Annotated in this window: 17 protein-coding genes; 6 read left to right on the top strand and 11 right to left on the bottom strand. The window is 70.8% G+C overall.

Annotated elements, in window-relative coordinates; all coding sequences use genetic code 11:
• Positions 1–90: 90 nt before the first annotated feature.
• The 4 genes from pstS to pstB all read left to right on the top strand — a co-directional run bounded on the left by pstS (position 91) and on the right by pstB (position 4,231).
• Positions 91–1,215, top strand: coding sequence for a phosphate ABC transporter substrate-binding protein PstS (gene pstS, locus AC2XR2_RS21355; RefSeq protein WP_330265951.1), 1,125 nt, complete (start codon positions 91–93; stop codon positions 1,213–1,215).
• A gap of 118 nt (positions 1,216–1,333) precedes the next feature.
• Positions 1,334–2,338: a phosphate ABC transporter permease subunit PstC gene (gene pstC, locus AC2XR2_RS21350; protein WP_330265952.1), complete on the top strand. Its 1,005-nt coding sequence runs from the start codon at positions 1,334–1,336 to the stop codon at positions 2,336–2,338.
• Entirely contained in the window at positions 2,335–3,375 is a 1,041-nt protein-coding gene (gene pstA / locus AC2XR2_RS21345; protein WP_381300263.1) for a phosphate ABC transporter permease PstA, read from the top strand. The genes pstC and pstA overlap by 4 nt, the downstream gene beginning before the upstream one ends.
• A gap of 79 nt (positions 3,376–3,454) precedes the next feature.
• Positions 3,455–4,231 carry a phosphate ABC transporter ATP-binding protein PstB gene (pstB, locus tag AC2XR2_RS21340; protein ID WP_381300261.1) on the top strand — a complete coding sequence of 259 codons (777 nt, stop codon included), beginning with the start codon at positions 3,455–3,457 and terminating at the stop codon, positions 4,229–4,231.
• Positions 4,232–4,340: 109 nt separating this feature from the next.
• Here pstB and AC2XR2_RS21335 read toward each other — a convergent pair whose 3' ends face one another.
• Together AC2XR2_RS21335 and AC2XR2_RS21330 are read right to left on the bottom strand one after the other, a co-directional pair.
• Complete coding sequence (locus AC2XR2_RS21335) at positions 4,341–5,339, bottom strand: inorganic phosphate transporter (RefSeq protein ID WP_381300260.1); 999 nt, start codon at positions 5,337–5,339, stop codon at positions 4,341–4,343.
• Between the two features lie 8 nt (positions 5,340–5,347).
• Positions 5,348–5,968, bottom strand: coding sequence for a DUF47 domain-containing protein (locus tag AC2XR2_RS21330; protein ID WP_381300259.1), 621 nt, complete (start codon positions 5,966–5,968; stop codon positions 5,348–5,350).
• A gap of 200 nt (positions 5,969–6,168) precedes the next feature.
• On the opposite strand from AC2XR2_RS21330, the gene AC2XR2_RS21325 reads away from it, so the two are divergent.
• Complete coding sequence (locus AC2XR2_RS21325; RefSeq protein ID WP_330269682.1) at positions 6,169–6,507, top strand: metal-sensitive transcriptional regulator; 339 nt, start codon at positions 6,169–6,171, stop codon at positions 6,505–6,507.
• Between the two features lie 42 nt (positions 6,508–6,549).
• Here AC2XR2_RS21325 and AC2XR2_RS21320 read toward each other — a convergent pair whose 3' ends face one another.
• Positions 6,550–6,726, bottom strand: a complete 177-nt coding sequence (locus AC2XR2_RS21320) for a hypothetical protein (protein WP_381300258.1) — start codon at positions 6,724–6,726, stop codon at positions 6,550–6,552.
• Between the two features lie 98 nt (positions 6,727–6,824).
• Positions 6,825–7,661 (bottom strand): SCO4651 family lipoprotein, encoded by an 837-nt coding sequence (locus tag AC2XR2_RS21315; RefSeq protein WP_491516008.1) that lies wholly within the window; start codon positions 7,659–7,661, stop codon positions 6,825–6,827.
• A 119-nt stretch (positions 7,662–7,780) separates the two neighbouring features.
• Here AC2XR2_RS21315 and AC2XR2_RS21310 point away from each other — a divergent pair, with 119 nt between their 5' ends.
• Positions 7,781–7,957, top strand: a complete 177-nt coding sequence (locus tag AC2XR2_RS21310; RefSeq protein ID WP_330269863.1) for a hypothetical protein — start codon at positions 7,781–7,783, stop codon at positions 7,955–7,957.
• On the opposite strand, the gene AC2XR2_RS21305 is transcribed toward AC2XR2_RS21310, so the two are convergent.
• The 7 genes from AC2XR2_RS21305 to AC2XR2_RS21275 all read right to left on the bottom strand — a co-directional run bounded on the left by AC2XR2_RS21305 (position 7,954) and on the right by AC2XR2_RS21275 (position 15,095).
• Positions 7,954–8,361: an NUDIX hydrolase gene (locus tag AC2XR2_RS21305; RefSeq protein WP_449349056.1), complete on the bottom strand. Its 408-nt coding sequence runs from the start codon at positions 8,359–8,361 to the stop codon at positions 7,954–7,956. The two genes, AC2XR2_RS21310 and AC2XR2_RS21305, sit on opposite strands and share 4 nt — an antisense overlap.
• Positions 8,358–9,398, bottom strand: coding sequence for a CHAD domain-containing protein (locus AC2XR2_RS21300; protein WP_381300253.1), 1,041 nt, complete (start codon positions 9,396–9,398; stop codon positions 8,358–8,360). The genes AC2XR2_RS21305 and AC2XR2_RS21300 overlap by 4 nt, the downstream gene beginning before the upstream one ends.
• Positions 9,379–11,613: an RNA degradosome polyphosphate kinase gene (locus tag AC2XR2_RS21295; protein ID WP_330265958.1), complete on the bottom strand. Its 2,235-nt coding sequence runs from the start codon at positions 11,611–11,613 to the stop codon at positions 9,379–9,381. The genes AC2XR2_RS21300 and AC2XR2_RS21295 overlap by 20 nt, the downstream gene beginning before the upstream one ends.
• A gap of 539 nt (positions 11,614–12,152) precedes the next feature.
• Positions 12,153–12,860, bottom strand: a complete 708-nt coding sequence (locus AC2XR2_RS21290) for an ABC-2 membrane transporter-related protein (RefSeq protein WP_491516007.1) — start codon at positions 12,858–12,860, stop codon at positions 12,153–12,155.
• Positions 12,857–13,792, bottom strand: coding sequence for an ABC-2 membrane transporter-related protein (locus tag AC2XR2_RS21285; RefSeq protein WP_491516006.1), 936 nt, complete (start codon positions 13,790–13,792; stop codon positions 12,857–12,859). The genes AC2XR2_RS21290 and AC2XR2_RS21285 overlap by 4 nt, the downstream gene beginning before the upstream one ends.
• The gene (locus tag AC2XR2_RS21280; RefSeq protein ID WP_381300248.1) at positions 13,789–14,706 is read right to left on the bottom strand and encodes an ABC transporter ATP-binding protein; all 918 of its coding nucleotides are present in this window, start codon (positions 14,704–14,706) and stop codon (positions 13,789–13,791) included. Before AC2XR2_RS21280 ends, AC2XR2_RS21285 begins: the two co-directional genes overlap by 4 nt.
• Positions 14,703–15,095: a GntR family transcriptional regulator gene (locus AC2XR2_RS21275; protein WP_330265962.1), complete on the bottom strand. Its 393-nt coding sequence runs from the start codon at positions 15,093–15,095 to the stop codon at positions 14,703–14,705. Before AC2XR2_RS21275 ends, AC2XR2_RS21280 begins: the two co-directional genes overlap by 4 nt.
• Positions 15,096–15,104: the final 9 nt, after the last annotated feature.

The raw sequence follows: 15,104 nt of genomic DNA, 5'->3' as shown, positions 1-15,104 counted from the left end.
ATGCGAGGTGCGTCTCGAATGCGCATCCGTGTCACCCAGACTTCGCGCACGCCGCCGGATTCAGGACGGCGGCTCCCGGAAGGAACTCAAGTGAAGCTTCAGCGCAAGAACCGGCGGGCCCTCGCCTTCGGTGCTCTCGCCGTCTCCGGCGCCCTGGCCCTCACGGCGTGCGGCTCCGACGACACCAGCAGCGGCAGCGGCAGCAGCGGTGCCGCGACGGCCGCCGCCGGCAACATCAAGTGCGACGACGCCAAGGGCCAGCTGCTCGCCGACGGCTCCTCCGCGCAGAAGAACGCGATCGACGCCTGGGTCAAGCAGTTCACGCAGGCCTGTGGCGTGCAGATCAACTACAAGGGCGGCGGCTCCGGCGCCGGTGTGACCGCGTTCAACAACGGCCAGGTCGCCTTCGCCGGTTCCGACTCCGCGCTGAAGCCCGAAGAGGTCACCGCCTCCAAGAAGGTCTGCTCCGGCGGCCAGGGCATCGACCTCCCGATGGTCGGCGGCCCGATCGCCCTCGGCATCAACATCTCCGGCGTCGACAAGCTCACGCTGGACGCGCCCACCATCGCGAAGATCTTCAACTCCAAGATCACCAACTGGAACGACCCGGCGATCGCCAAGCTGAACCCGGGCGTCAAGCTGCCGGACCTCAAGATCCAGGCGTTCCACCGCTCGGACGACTCCGGCACCACGGACAACTTCACCAAGTACCTCATCGCCACCGCCAAGAGCGACTGGCCCTACGAGCACGGCAAGACCTGGGTGGCCAAGGGCGGCCAGTCCGCCGCGCAGTCCTCCGGTGTCGCCCAGCAGGTGAAGCAGACCAACGGCGCCATCGGCTACTTCGAGCTCTCCTACGCCAAGGACGGCATCACGCCGGTCAGCATCAACACCGGCGCCTCCGCCCCGGTCGAGCCCACCGTCGAGAACGCCACCAAGGCCATCGCCGACGCCAAGGTCGTCGGCACCGGCTCGGACCTCGCGCTGGAGCTCAACTACGGCACCAAGGCCGAGGGTGCCTACCCGATGGTCCTGGTCACCTACGAGATCGTCTGCGACAAGGGCAACAAGGCCGACACCCTGGCCGCCACCAAGGCGTTCCTGCGCTACACCGCCTCCGAGGACGGCCAGAAGGTCCTCGCGGAGAACGACTACGCGCCGATCCCCGAGGACATCATCGCCAAGGTCCGCACCACCATCGAGGGCCTGAGCTGACCTGAGTGTGCGGTCCGGTCCGGGGCCCCGATCGAAGGGACCCCGGCCGGCCGCACCGTCCGGTGCACCGCCGCCAGGAGCCGCACCCCGCGTACGGCTCCGCAGACCGGAGAACCCGATGGACACCACACAGATAAAAGACGCACCTCCCCCGACTCCCCAGCCGACCGAGGCCGAGCAGAAGCGCGCGGCCCGTGGCGCCACCCGACCCGGTGACCGGATCTTCCTCGGTCTCTCCCGCGGGTCGGGCATCCTGCTGCTGGTGATCATGGCCGCGATCGCGGTCTTCCTCACCTACCGCGCCTCGATCGCGATCAGCAAGGACGAGGCCAACTTCTTCACCGCGTTCGAGTGGAACACCCAGCTGATCCCGCCGAAGTTCGGTATCGCGGTGCTGGCCTTCGGCACGATCGTCTCCTCGATCATCGCCATGGCCATCGCCGTCCCGATCGCGGTCGCCATCGCGCTGTTCCTCACGCACTACGCCCCGCGCAGGCTGAGCGGCCCGATCGCCTATGTGATCGACCTGCTCGCCGCCGTGCCGTCCATCGTGTACGGCCTGTGGGGCGCCCTGATCCTCGTCCCGCACATGAACGGCCTGTACGGCTGGCTCAACGACTACCTCGGCTGGACCGGCATCTTCTCCTGGCAGCAGGGCGCGCCCCGCTCCATGCTGACCGTCGGCATCCTGCTCGCGATCATGATCCTGCCGATCATCACCAACGTGAGCCGCGAGGTCTTCCGCCAGGTCCCGCAGATGCACGAGGAGGCGGCCCTGGCGCTCGGCGCCACCCGCTGGGAGGTGATCCGCATGGCGGTGATCCCCTTCGGCCGCTCCGGTGTGATCTCCGCCTCGATGCTCGGCCTCGGCCGTGCGCTCGGCGAGACGATGGCCGTCGCCACCGTGCTCTCGCCGTCCTTCGACATCCAGGCCAGCCTGCTCGACCCGGGCGGCGGCACCTTCGCCCAGAACATCGCCAGCAAGTTCGGTGAGGCCAGCGAGCTGGGCCGGGACGCGCTGATCGCCTCCGGTCTGGTCCTGTTCGTCATCACCCTGCTGGTCAACGGCGCGGCCCGCATGATCATCGCCCGCCGCAAGGAGTACTCGGGGGCCAACGCATGAGCACCGCAGCCACCGTCAGCACCCTGAAGGGTGCCCGCCTCCCGAAGTGGTCGCCGTACGCGATCGCCGCGGCCTCCGTCGCCCTCGGCGTCGGCATCAGCTTCGCCGCCGGCCTGAACAGCAGCATCCAGTGGGCGTTGATCGCCGGACTGCTGTTCGTCCTCGGCACGTATGTCATCGCCGCCCGGGTGGAGGGCCGCCGCCAGGCCAAGGACCGGATCGCCACCTCGCTGGTCTGGGTCGCCTTCCTGCTCGCCGTCGTCCCGCTGGTCTCCCTGGTGTGGTCGACCGTCTCGCGCGGTGTGAAGGTCCTCGACTTCTACTTCCTGACCCACTCGATGGGCCTGGTCTCCGACGACGAGCCGGGCGGCGGCATCTACCACGCCATCCTCGGCAGCCTGGAGCAGGTCGGCCTCGCCACCCTGATCGCGGCGCCGATCGGTGTGCTCACCGCGATCTACCTGGTCGAGTACGGGCGCGGCAGGCTCGCCAAGGCCGTCACGTTCTTCGTCGACGTCATGACGGGCATCCCGTCGATCGTGGCGGGTCTCTTCATCCTCTCGATCATGCTCATGTTCGACATGGAGCCCTTCGGCTTCGCCGGCTCGCTCGCCCTGGCGATCCTGATGATGCCGGTCGTCGTCCGCTCCACGGAGGAGATGCTCAAGCTCGTCCCGAACGAGCTGCGCGAGGCCTCCCTGGCGCTGGGCATCCCGAAGTGGCGGACCATCCTGAAGGTGGTCATCCCGACCTCCATCGGCGGCATCACCACCGGCATCATGCTGGCGGTCGCCCGTATCGCCGGTGAGACGGCGCCCGTGCTGCTCCTGGTGTGGGGCAACTCGCTCATCAACGCCAACCCCTTCGAAGGGGCCCAGCAGTCGCTGCCGCTGTACATCTACCAGCAGTACGCGAACAGCGCGGGTGCCGGTGCGGCGTACGACCGAGCGTGGGCGGCGTCGCTGACGCTGATCGCCTTCGTGATGATCCTGAACCTGGTGGCCCGCGGCATCGCCCGCTGGAAGGCCCCGCGGTAACCATGTGCGGCTACCGCCGCGCGGCCGGTCGCTGACGCGACCCTCCCCTCAGCGACCAAGATCTGGAAGTGAAGTAGTCATGGCCAAGCGAATCGACGTGAGTGGGCTCACCGCCTACTACGGCTCCCACAAGGCGATCGAAGACATCTCGATGACGGTCGAGCCCCGCTCGGTGACGGCCTTCATCGGCCCCTCCGGCTGCGGCAAGTCGACGTTCCTGCGCACCCTCAACCGGATGCACGAGGTCACCTCGGGTGGCCGGGTCGAGGGCAAGGTGCTCCTCGACGACGAGGACCTGTACGGCCAGGGCATCGACCCGGTGTCCGTCCGCCGTGAGGTCGGCATGGTCTTCCAGCGCCCGAACCCGTTCCCCACGATGTCGATCTTCGACAACGTGGCGGCGGGCCTGCGCCTGAACGGCTCGTACAAGAAGTCCGAACTGACCGACGTCGTCGAGAAGTCCCTCAAGGGCGCGAACCTCTGGAACGAGGTCAAGGACCGGCTGAACAAGCCCGGTTCCGGCCTGTCCGGCGGTCAGCAGCAGCGTCTGTGCATCGCTCGCGCGATCGCGGTCGAGCCGAAGGTCCTGCTCATGGACGAGCCCTGCTCCGCCCTGGACCCGATCTCCACCCTCGCCATCGAGGACCTCATCGGGGAGCTGAAGGAGCGCTTCACGATCGTCATCGTGACGCACAACATGCAGCAGGCGGCCCGCGTCTCCGACCGCACGGCGTTCTTCAACCTGGCCGCCGTAGGGCAGCCCGGCAAGCTGATCGAGATCGACGAGACGGAGCGGATCTTCTCCAACCCGTCGGTCCAGGCCACGGAGGACTACATCTCCGGCCGCTTCGGCTGAGCCGACCCTGACCCCTCGCGGTGCTGCATGGCGGTGCCACCGCGAGGACACAGAGGGCCCGCCCCCGGATTCCGGGGGCGGGCCCGTTGTCGTACGGACGACCGCGTTCCTACAGGAACAGCAGGTTCACGATCCCGAAGGCGCTCGCGGCCACGATCGCCGCCGCCGGCATCGTGATGAACCAGCCCAGGATGATGTTCTTGGCGACGCCCCAGCGGACCGCGTTGACGCGCTTGGTGGCGCCGACGCCCATGATCGCCGAGGTGATGACGTGGGTCGTGGAGACCGGCGCCTTGAACAGGTAGGCGGTGGTGAACATGATCGCCGCGCCGGTGGTCTCGGCGGCGAAGCCCTGCGGGGGGTCCAGCTCGATGATCTTCCGGCCCAGGGTGCGCATGATGCGCCAGCCGCCCGCGTAGGTGCCCAGCGACAGCATCACGGCGCAGACGATCTTCACCCAGACCGGGATCGGGTCGCCGTACGTCTCGTGGCCCGAGATCACCAGGGCCATCACCACGACACCCATGGTCTTCTGGGCGTCCTGGAGGCCGTGGCCGAGGGCCATGCCGGCCGCGGACACCGTCTGCGCTATCCGGAAGCCCCGCTTGGCCTTGTGCGGGTTGGCGCGCCGGAAGATCCACATGATCGCCGTCATCACCAGGTAACCGGCGATCAGGCCGACGACCGGGGACAGGAACATCGGGATGACGACCTTGTCGAGGACGCCGCTCCAGATCACCTCGGTGCCGCCCGCGAGCGCCGCTCCGACCATGCCGCCGAACAGCGCGTGCGAGGACGAGGAGGGCAGCCCGAAGTACCAGGTGATGAGGTTCCAGGTGATCGCGCCGACCAGCGCGGCGAAGAGGATGGCCATCCCCTTCGAGCCCTCCGGCGTCTCGATCAGCCCCTCGCTGACGGTCTTGGCGACCCCGGAGCCCAGGAAGGCACCTGCCAGGTTCATGACCGCTGCCATCGCGAGCGCGGCCCGTGGCGTGAGCGCCCGCGTCGACACGGAGGTCGCGATCGCGTTGGCCGAGTCGTGGAAGCCGTTCGTGTACGTGAAGAAGAGCGCGACCAGGATGGTCACGACCAGAGCGAAGGTGTCCATGGAAAGGCTCAGGACTCCTTGACGGCGATGGTCTCCACCGTGTTCGCCACGTGCTCGAAAGCGTCCGCGGCCTCTTCCAGCACGTCCACGATCTGCTTGAGCTTGAGGACCTCGATGGCGTCGTACTTGCCGTTGAAGAGGGTGGCGAGCAGCTTGCGGTGGATCTGGTCGGCCTGGTTCTCCAGCCGGTTGACCTCGATCCAGTACTCGGTGAGGTTGTCCATGGTCCGCAGGTTCGGCATGGCCTCGGCGGTCAGCTCGGCCGCCCGCGCCAGGACCTCGATCTGCTGCTCGACGCCCTTGGGGAGGTCCTCGACGTTGTAGAGGACGACCAGGTCGACGGCCTCCTCCATGAAGTCCATGATGTCGTCGAGGGAGGACGCCAGGTTGTAGATGTCCTCGCGGTCGAACGGCGTGATGAACGAGGAGTTCAGCTGGTGGAAGATCGCGTGCGTGGCATCGTCACCGGCGTGTTCCGCGGCCCGCATACGCTCTGCGATCTCGGCCCGGCCGGCGGTGTCCGCCCCGAGCAGTTCCATCAGGAGCTTCGAGCCCGTGACGATGTTGTCCGCGGAGGCGGCGAACATGTCGTAGAAGCTCGTCTCCCTGGGGGTCAGACGAAAGCGCACAAGGGGTCCTCGGGGTGCATCGGTTTCGGTCAGGGTGATGCTAAGTGCATCATCCGGCCACGGCTAATGGGCCGTCCCCCAGTGTCGCCCATCAGGCACAGTGGTTGGCACGGGGGCCGTCCGCAGGCCCTATACCCGGGAAACTTAGGTACGATATACCCAGGAGGGGTATAGGAATGCCCCTTGTTGTGGAGGACGCGATGACGACGACCGACACCGGCGCCTCGGCGCCCTCCGAGACGGTGACCGAAAACACCACCCACGGCTACCACAAGCAGAAGGACGAGCACCTCAAGCGCCTGCGCCGGATCGAGGGCCAGATCCGCGGCCTTCAGCGGATGGTCGACGAGGACGTCTACTGCATCGACATACTCACGCAGGTCTCCGCCTCCACCAAGGCGCTCCAGTCCTTCGCGCTCCAGCTCCTGGAGGAACACCTGCGGCACTGCGTCGCCGACGCTGCCGTCAAGGGCGGCGCCGAGATCGACGCGAAGGTCGAGGAGGCCACGAAGGCGATCGGCCGCCTGCTGCGCACCTGACCGCCGCCGCTTCGACGCTACGACGCAACAGACGCCCCCGGCTCAGCGGCCGGGGGCGTCCGTGCGTTCCTCGGCCACTTTCAGCACCTCGTCGATGCTCTCCAGGCTGAGCCGGTCGTCCGCCGCCGAGGCCGCGATGATCAGCTCTCCGCACAGCTCGATCTCGGCGAGGGCCACGTGGTCCTGAACCGCCGTACCGCCGACCGGAGCCACGCGCATCACCTCTTCTCTGCCGTTACCGACTTCCTAGAGTAGGGAGCGGCCTACACACCGCGCATGGCACGGAAGGGCTAGTCCTTGACGCCCGTCACGGCCGCTCACCCTTCGGCGATCTTGCCGGCGTAGATGTCCCGGGCGGCCGGCAGCCGTACGTCCGCGGCCACCCCGAAGTCGTACAGCAGGGTCGTCGAGGCGACCGCGACGGTACCGGGCTGCTGCCCGTTGACGAAACTGAAGCGGTGCCGGACCTTGCGGATGCGGCCCTGGTCGTCGAGGTAGACGTCGAACGGCACCGCGGCCGTGGCGAACCCTTTCGCCGCCGCGGCCAGCACACCCCTGTTGGCGGCGGACGCGCTCCGCGCCGCTGCGGTGAGGTCCGCGGTCCCCCGGTAGTGCCGCACCTCGGTCCCGGCCAGCTCGGTCACCCCGACGTACGTCGCCGTCCTGGTCCCGCGCAGCACCTCGGCGGCGGCGAGCGGGTCGGTGGCGCCACCGGTGACGAGGTTGCCGTCGGAGAGACCGGCGGTGTCCACCCGCACCCACTTGTCGGCGGGCACACCGGCACCCCGGTTCTTCATGAACAGGGCGCCGGGGGCGAGGAGTTCGGTGATGGGCCGGTGCTCGCTGGTGCCCGCCGGGTCCTGCGGCAGCAGCACCCGCAGCCGGCCGAGCCGCCCGCGGTAGTCGTACACGCCCTCGCCGCGGATGGTGACCCGGGTGCCGCCGGTGGCCATCTCCATCGAGGTGCTGGCCTTCGAACTGCCGGTGTCCACCAGGGTGTCGGGGGCCCGGCGCAGGGTGCCCACCGGGTCGGCCGCGAGCGCGTCGGCCGGGCCGCTGCCGCCGCCCGAGCAGCCGGCGGCGCCGGCGCCGGCCATGAGCACCGCCACGACGACGACCGCCCCGCGGGCCTGCCTGTGCTGCCGCTCCGCCATCGCCGCCTACCCCCAGCCGATACGTCCGTCGAGGACCCGTGTCGCTCCGCTTAACGACGGCTGGGTGGGGCCGTCACGCGCACACCGGCCGTTTACCCGGGGTGGGTAACGTTGTCGGTGTGGCGCAGCAGGACAGGATCCCCCCACCTCCTCCCGACGCACCGGTCCACGAGACGCGGATGGTCGAGCAGGGCCGCTTCTGCCTGGCCCGGTGCACCTGCGGCTGGCGCGGCCCGGCCCGCAGAGCCCGCAGCCAGGCCCGCGCGGACGCGGCGGGGCACGCCGGGGACGGCTAGAGCGGCAGCAGTTCGTCGATCAGGGTGCGGTCGCGGTACTGCGTGAGACGGCTGCGGGCCGCGGCCGGGGAGAGCCACAGGATGCGGTCCACCTCGTCGTTCGGGGTGAAGCGGCCTCCGGTCACCTCGGCCGCCCAGTAACGGACCCGCTTGGGACGGCCGTTGGCCATGTAGCGGACGGTGGGCAGCTCGGTTCCGGGCTCGGCGGTGTAGCCCGTCTCCTCCTCCACCTCGCGCAGCGCGCCGGCGAGGGCGTCCTCCGCGCGCTTCAACTTGCCCTTGGGGTGCGACCAGTCGTCGTACTTCGGCCGGTGGACCAGGCAGATCTCGAGGTCGCCGGCGATCGGCGAGCGGCGCCACAGGACGCAGCCGGCTGCCTGGATGACGGAGTCGTCGTCGCTCATGTGCTCACCGCCTGTTTCTGCCAGCACTGCTGGAAGGCGAACCGGGCCGCCTCCACCTCGTGGCGCTGGTCGGCGTGCAGGACGCCGAGGGCGTAGGCGGTGGCCGGGGCGATACGGGGGGTGCGGGCCGCCGAGGCCGCCGCTGCCGCCGCCTCCGAGGCGTCCCGGTGGCGGTCCAGGCACTGGCCCGCCGTCAGGAGCCGTACGTCCACCGCGGGGCTCAGGACCTCGCGGGCGTAGCGGTGCAGGCGCAGCAGCAGGCGGACCTGGTGCCAGGGGGCGTCCTGGGGGTGCGGGGAGGGGTCGGGGGAGAGGCCGTGGATGAGGGCCTCGGCGTTGTAGGGGTGGCCCGCGGTGACCAGGGGCAGGGCCGTCGCCGCGTCGTCCAGGCGTTCCTGGGCCGCGGCGGCCAGGGGGTGCAGGTCGGTGCCGGTGGCGCTCTTGACCAGGGGGACCTCGCTGGCCAGTACGGCGATGGTGTCAGCGACCGCGTGGAAGCGGGAGGAGCCGAGGGCCTGGAGCGCGGTGGAGTGGGCGCGGGTGCGGGCGAGGGTGAGCTGGCGGTCCAGGAGGGCGCCCGCCTTGGCCGCGCCCACGGTGAGATTGCCGCGGTCGGGGACGGGCGCGGGGGCGGGCTGAGCCGTGAGTCCCGCGGGGCTCGCCCCCTGGGCCGGGAACACCGCGCCGGACAGCCGGTGCAGGGCCAGCAACAGCCGTTCCAGCCGGGACTCGTAGGCGTGCTCCATGCCCAAGGTGCCGGACAGCCAGGCCAGTTCGGGGCGGAGCGACTCCGACCAGTCGGGGTCCAGGAGGGGGCGGAAGGTGTGGAGGCTGGCGCTGATGCGGCGGACCGAGCGGCGCAGGGCACGGGCCGCGTCGACGGGGGCCTCCGGGCCCTGTGCCTCGGCTCCGCCTTCGCGGTGCCGACGCAGGGCCCGGAGGAACTCCGTGGCCTGGGACCGCAGGTAGCCCGCGAGGGCGTCCCCGGTCACCGGTCCGGCCAACGGGTCCGTCGGTTCAAGGTGTTGCTGTGCCACGCCGGCGCCTCCGGGCGTCTATGAGCATCTCCTGGACGTTGCGCAGGGGTTGGCCGTCCGCGTCCGTGGCGTGCCGGGTCCACTCGCCGTCCGGGCCGAGGTGCCAGGACGCGGTGGTGTCCGACATGCCGGTCTCCAGCAGCCGGTTGAGGGCGGCCCGGTGGGCGGGGTCGGTGACCCGGACCAGGGCCTCTATCCGGCGGTCGAGGTTGCGGTGCATCATGTCGGCGCTGCCGATCCAGACCTCGGGCTCGCCGCCGTTGCCGAAGGCGAAGACCCGGGAGTGCTCCAGGAACCGGCCGAGGATCGAGCGGACCCGGATGTTCTCCGACATGCCCGCGACGCCGGGGCGGATCGCGCAGATGCCGCGCACCCAGACGTCGACCGGCACGCCCGCCTGGGACGCGCGGTAGAGCGAGTCGATGAGCGCCTCGTCCACCATCGAGTTGACCTTGATGCGGATGAAGGCCGGGCGCCCTGCGCGGTGGTGCTGGACTTCCTTGTTCACACGGGAAATGAGGCCGTCGCGAAGGGACTTGGGGGCCACCAGGAGGCGGCGGTAGGTCTCGCGGCGGGAGTAGCCGGACAGCCGGTTGAAGAGGTCGGAGAGGTCCGCGCCGACCTGCGGGTCGGCGGTGAGCAGGCCGAGGTCCTCGTAGAGCCGGGCCGTCTTCGGGTGGTAGTTGCCGGTGCCGACGTGGCTGTACCGCCGTAGCGTGTCGCCTTCCTGACGGACCACCAGGGACAGCTTGCAGTGGGTCTTCAGGCCGACCAGGCCGTAGACGACATGGCAGCCCGCCTCCTCCAGCTTGCGCGCCCACTTGATGTTGGCGTGCTCGTCGAAGCGGGCCTTGATCTCGACCAGGACGAGGACCTGCTTGCCGGCCTCGGCGGCGTCGATGAGGGCGTCGACGATGGGGGAGTCGCCCGAGGTGCGGTACAGGGTCTGCTTGATGGCGAGGACGTCCGGGTCGTCGGCGGCCTGCTGGAGGAAGGCCTGGACGGACGTCGAGAAGCTGTCGTAGGGGTGGTGCAGCAGGACGTCACGGGTGCGCAGGGCGGCGAAGATGTCGGGCGCGGACGCGGACTCGACCTCGGCCAGGTCGCGGTGGACGCCGGCGATGAACTTGCGGTACTTCAGCTCGGGCCGGTCGAGGGAGGCGATGCGGAAGAGGCCGGTGAGGTCGAGCGGGCCGGGCAGCGGGTAGACCTCCGCCTCGGAGATCTTCAGCTCGCGCACGAGGAGGTCAAGCACCTCGCGGTCGATGGACTCCTCGACCTCCAGGCGCACCGGCGGGCCGAAGCGGCGCCGCATGAGCTCCTTCTCCAGGGCCTGGAGGAGGTTCTCGGCGTCGTCCTCCTCGACCTCCAGGTCCTCGTTGCGGGTGACCCGGAAGGTGTGGTGCTCCAGGACCTCCATGCCCGGGAACAGCTCTTCCAGGTGGGCGGCGATGACGTCCTCTATGGGGACGTAGCGGCCGGGGGAGGACTCCAGGAAGCGGGAGAGCAGCGGGGGGACCTTGACCCGGGCGAAGTGGCGGTTGCCGTTGACCGGGTTGCGCACGATCACGGCCAGGTTCAGGGAGAGGCCGGAGATGTACGGGAAGGGGTGGGCGGGGTCGACCGCGAGGGGGGTCAGGACCGGGAAGATCTGGTGCCGGAACAGGGTGAACAGGCGGGCCTGCTCCTTCTCCTGGAGTTCGTTCCAGCGGACCAGGTGGATGCCCTCCTCGGCGAGCGCGGGGGCGACGTCCTCGTGGTAGCAGGCGGCGTGCCGGGCCATCAGCTCGCGGGAGCGGGCCCAGATCATCTCCAGGACCTCGCGGGGCTGGAGGCCGGAGGCGGAGCGGGTGGCGACGCCGGTGGCGATACGGCGCTTCAGTCCGGCCACCCGGACCATGAAGAACTCGTCGAGGTTGCTGGCGAAGATGGCGAGGAAGTTCGCGCGCTCCAGCAGGGGGGTGTTGGGGTCCTCGGCGAGTTCCAGGACCCGCTCGTTGAACGCGAGCCAGCTGCGTTCACGGTCGAGGAAACGGCCCTGCGGGAGCTGGGCGGCACCGTCGACCGGGATCTCCTCGTACGCGTCGAGATCGGCGTCGAGGTCGGGCTCCAGATCGGAGACGGTGGCCGACACGGTGTGCGGGCGGTGCGCGGCTATGGAGCCCACGGAGGGCTGCACGTGCTGGACCTCTGCCTGGGTGTTCGACTGGCTCATGGACCCATTCTTCCGCGCCAGGAGCGAAACGGGCGCGTCGGAGGCGGCGAGCGGGAGCACGGCGGCGACCCGGGGGCCGACGACCGGCACGCCCCCGTCCCCCGGGACCCCCTCGGACGGCGGCGAAGGCTCTGGCACGACGGGCTTCATCCACTGAGCCTCGCAAGCCTGTCTGAACCAACGGTTACAGCGACATGGCGGTAGGGATATGGCGCCACGACTCCCGGGGGGTGGGGTGTCCGGGGCGGGGCGCGGATCGCTGAGGGGGCGGCTTCTCGACGACGGGCCGTGGCTCGGCAGGGTGGGGCCGCCGTTCCCGGCGACAGGGAACGGCTTCTCCAGCGCGGGCCGCGGCTGCCGGTGGCTGGGCACAGTTCTTTACGGCGGGGCGCGGCTTCACCATGGCGGGCCGCGGCTGCCGATGGGCGAGCACGGCTCTTGACGGTGGGGTTACGGCTTCCGTGGTGGGACATGGCTCCCGCGGAGTGGGCGGCGGTGCGTGGCTCCCCGGAGGGCGGCTGAGGAGAGGGGGGCCGTGATCAGCGCGTGCTGCGGCGCAGTTGCCAGTAGGCGGCTGTTGTTGCCAGGGCTGTGGTGGTGAGGAGTACGGCGGTTTCCGTGAGGTGGGTGGGCCAGAAGTCGGGGGTGCGGTGGGGTTCCAGGGTGCGGTTCAGGAGGGTTGTCAGGGTTATCGAGACTGCCAGGGCGGGGAGCGGGCGGCGTAGGAGGAGGGCCGTGAGGGTGCCGACGGTGAAGGCGCAGAGGCCGTAGGCCACCACCAGGGGGCCGTGGTCGGCGAACACGTCGTTGAAGAGGAGGTTGTCGCCCCGCAGGTCCCGGTGTGCCGACCAGGCCCAGCGGTAGACGGGGACGAAGACGGCGCCGCCGAGGACGAGCGCGGCCGCCGGCAGGGCGAGCTTGGCGGTGAGCCAGCGGGCCGGGGAGACGCCCTGGGTCCAGGCCAGCCGCGCGGTGCCGCTCTCCAGCTCGCGGCCGATCAGCGCGCCGCTCGCCCAGGCGGCCACCGCCCAGTAGCTGTAGTACATGAACGTGCCGATCCAGCTCACCGCGCCGCTGTAGGCCCCGCACATCCCGCTCCTGGGGCAGGAGCCGGCCGTGACCTCGGTGAGCCACACCAGGTAGGCCACCGAGCCGAGCACGAAGGCGGTCCACACGATCAGCGCCGTGCGGTGCAGCCGCAGCACGGTCCGGACGAGCCCCCGCCGGGGCAGGGCCGGCGCGCTCATCCGGTCGCCGCCCGCCTGCGCAGGAGGCCGAACGCGAGGGCGACGGCCACGGCGGTGAGGGCGAGCAGGACGCCGGTCTCCAGGAGCTGGCGGGGCCAGTAGTCGGGGGAGGGCAGGTACGCGCGGGTGAAGCGCACGACGTCGTGCCGCGCGAGGCACGCCTTGTCGTCGTAGCAGCCCGGGTCGCTGATCCGGGCACCGGTGGAGGTGATCGCCCGGCTGCGGGAGTGCAGTTCGGGCTGCTGGTAGCGGCCCTGGAAGGGCCAGTGGTTGCCGCGGAAGGCGTGGACGAGGAAGTACGCGAACCCGCTGAAGGCCAGCGCGGGCAGGGTGCGGCGGACCGCGAGGCCGACCAGGGTGCCGAGGGCGAGTCCGAGCAGCGGGGCGGCGACGGTGGCCGGGCCGAGGGAGAAGTAGAGGGAGCGGGGGCCGATGCCGGCGATCAGCAGGTTGGCGTGGGCGGACCACAGCTGGTGGTACAGCAGGGTGAGCAGGCCCGTTCCGACGACGATGAAGGCGGCCGGCACGGCGAGCTTCACGGCGAGCCAGCGGGCCGGGGACACCGACTGGGTCCAGGCGAGCCGTGCGGTGCCGCTCTCCAGCTCCCGCGCGATCAGCGGGCCGCCGGCGAACAGGGCGACGGCGAAGGAGGCCAGGGTGATCAGGGTGTCGGGGTAGTAGAACAGGCTGTTGTACGCGTCCGCCGGGCCGCCTGTGACGAGGAGCCCTCCGTAGCCGTAGGTCTCGAGCGCGTGCTGGGCGGAGTCGGCGCCGGGGCCGAGGAGCCAGAGCAGGAGGCCCGCGGTGCCGGCCACCCAGGCGAGCCAGATCCACAGGGCGGCACGGTGCAGGCGCAGGACCGTGCGGACCAGGCCGCGCGGTGCCGGGGCGACCACGGGAGCGGGGGCCCGGTCGAGGGTCGTGGCGCTCATGCCGTCACCGCCTGGGGGGCCGCGGTGGTGCCCGGGGTGAGCAGGGCGGGGGCCTCGGGGGCGCGGAGGTGCGCGAGCAGCAGTTCCTCCAGGGAGGGCTCCTCGGTGGCCCAGCCCTCGCCGACCGGGCCGTCCCGGCGGATCAGGGCGGTCAGGCCGCGGCCCGCCGTACGGGACTCGATCACGGTGTGCGGGGCCAGGTCCTCGGGGGTGCCGCGGCCGGTGACCAGGGTGTGGGCGGCGAGCAGGTCGTCGATGCCGCCGCCGAGCCGGACCCGGCCGCCGCCCAGGAGCAGCAGGTGGTCGCAGGCGTCGGCGAGCTCGGCGACGATGTGCGAGGACATCAGCACGGTGGTGCCGTGTTCGGCGGCGTCCGCCATCAGGGTGCCCATCAGTTCGTGCCGGGCGAGCGGGTCGAGGTCGGCCATCGGCTCGTCGAGGAGCATCAGCTCGGGCCGCTTGCCGAGCGCGAGGGCGAGCGCGACCCGGGTGCGCTGGCCGCCGGAGAGACCGCGGATCCGGGACCTCGGATCGAGGTCGCCCTGCTCGACGATCCGGGCCGCGCGGGCGGCGTCCCAGCGGGCCGGGTTGAGCTCGGCGCCCATGCGCAGGGTCTCGGCGACGGTCAGCTGGGGGTAGAGCGGCTTGTTCTGGGCGAGGTAGGAGACCCGGTCGCGGGCCTCGCCGGGCGCCCCGCCGAGGACGGTGAGTGTGCCGGCGGTGGACCGCAGCAGGCCGGCGGCTATCGCGAGGAGGGTGGACTTCCCGGCGCCGTTGGGCCCGACCAGCGCGCTGATGCGGCCCGCGGGCAGCCGGAAGGAGCAGCCGTCGAGGGCGGCGCCCCGCCTGCCGTACCGCTTGCCCAGGCCGGACGCCTCCAGGGCGACGGCCGGGCTGGTACTGGTGGAACTCACTGGTCCCCCTTAGGGAAGTGTTCATCGAGTACGGCGGTCAGGAGCGCGTCGACGTCCTCGCGCCCGAGGCCCGCCGACCGGGCCCGCACGGCCCAGGCGTCGAGCTCGGCGCGCAGGGGGGTGTCGGCGGCCTGGACGGCGGCGCCGAGCGTCCTGCGGACGAAGGTGCCGAGGCCGCGGCGGGCCTCGACCAGGCCCTCCCGCTCCAGTTCGCGGTAGGCCTTGAGCACGGTGTTCGGGTTGATGGCGGTGGCTTCCACGACCTCGCGGGCGGTGGGGAGCCGGTCGCCGGGTTCGAGCAGGCCCAGTCGCAGGGCCTGCTTGGTCTGCTGGACGATCTGCACGTAGGTGGCGACGCCGGAGCGCCGGTCGATGCGGTACTCGACCACGCGGACAAC

The sequence above is a fragment of the Streptomyces sp. LS-MS-L19 genome, from assembly GCF_058382285.1.
This window is presented reverse-complemented; position numbering and strand designations above follow the sequence as displayed.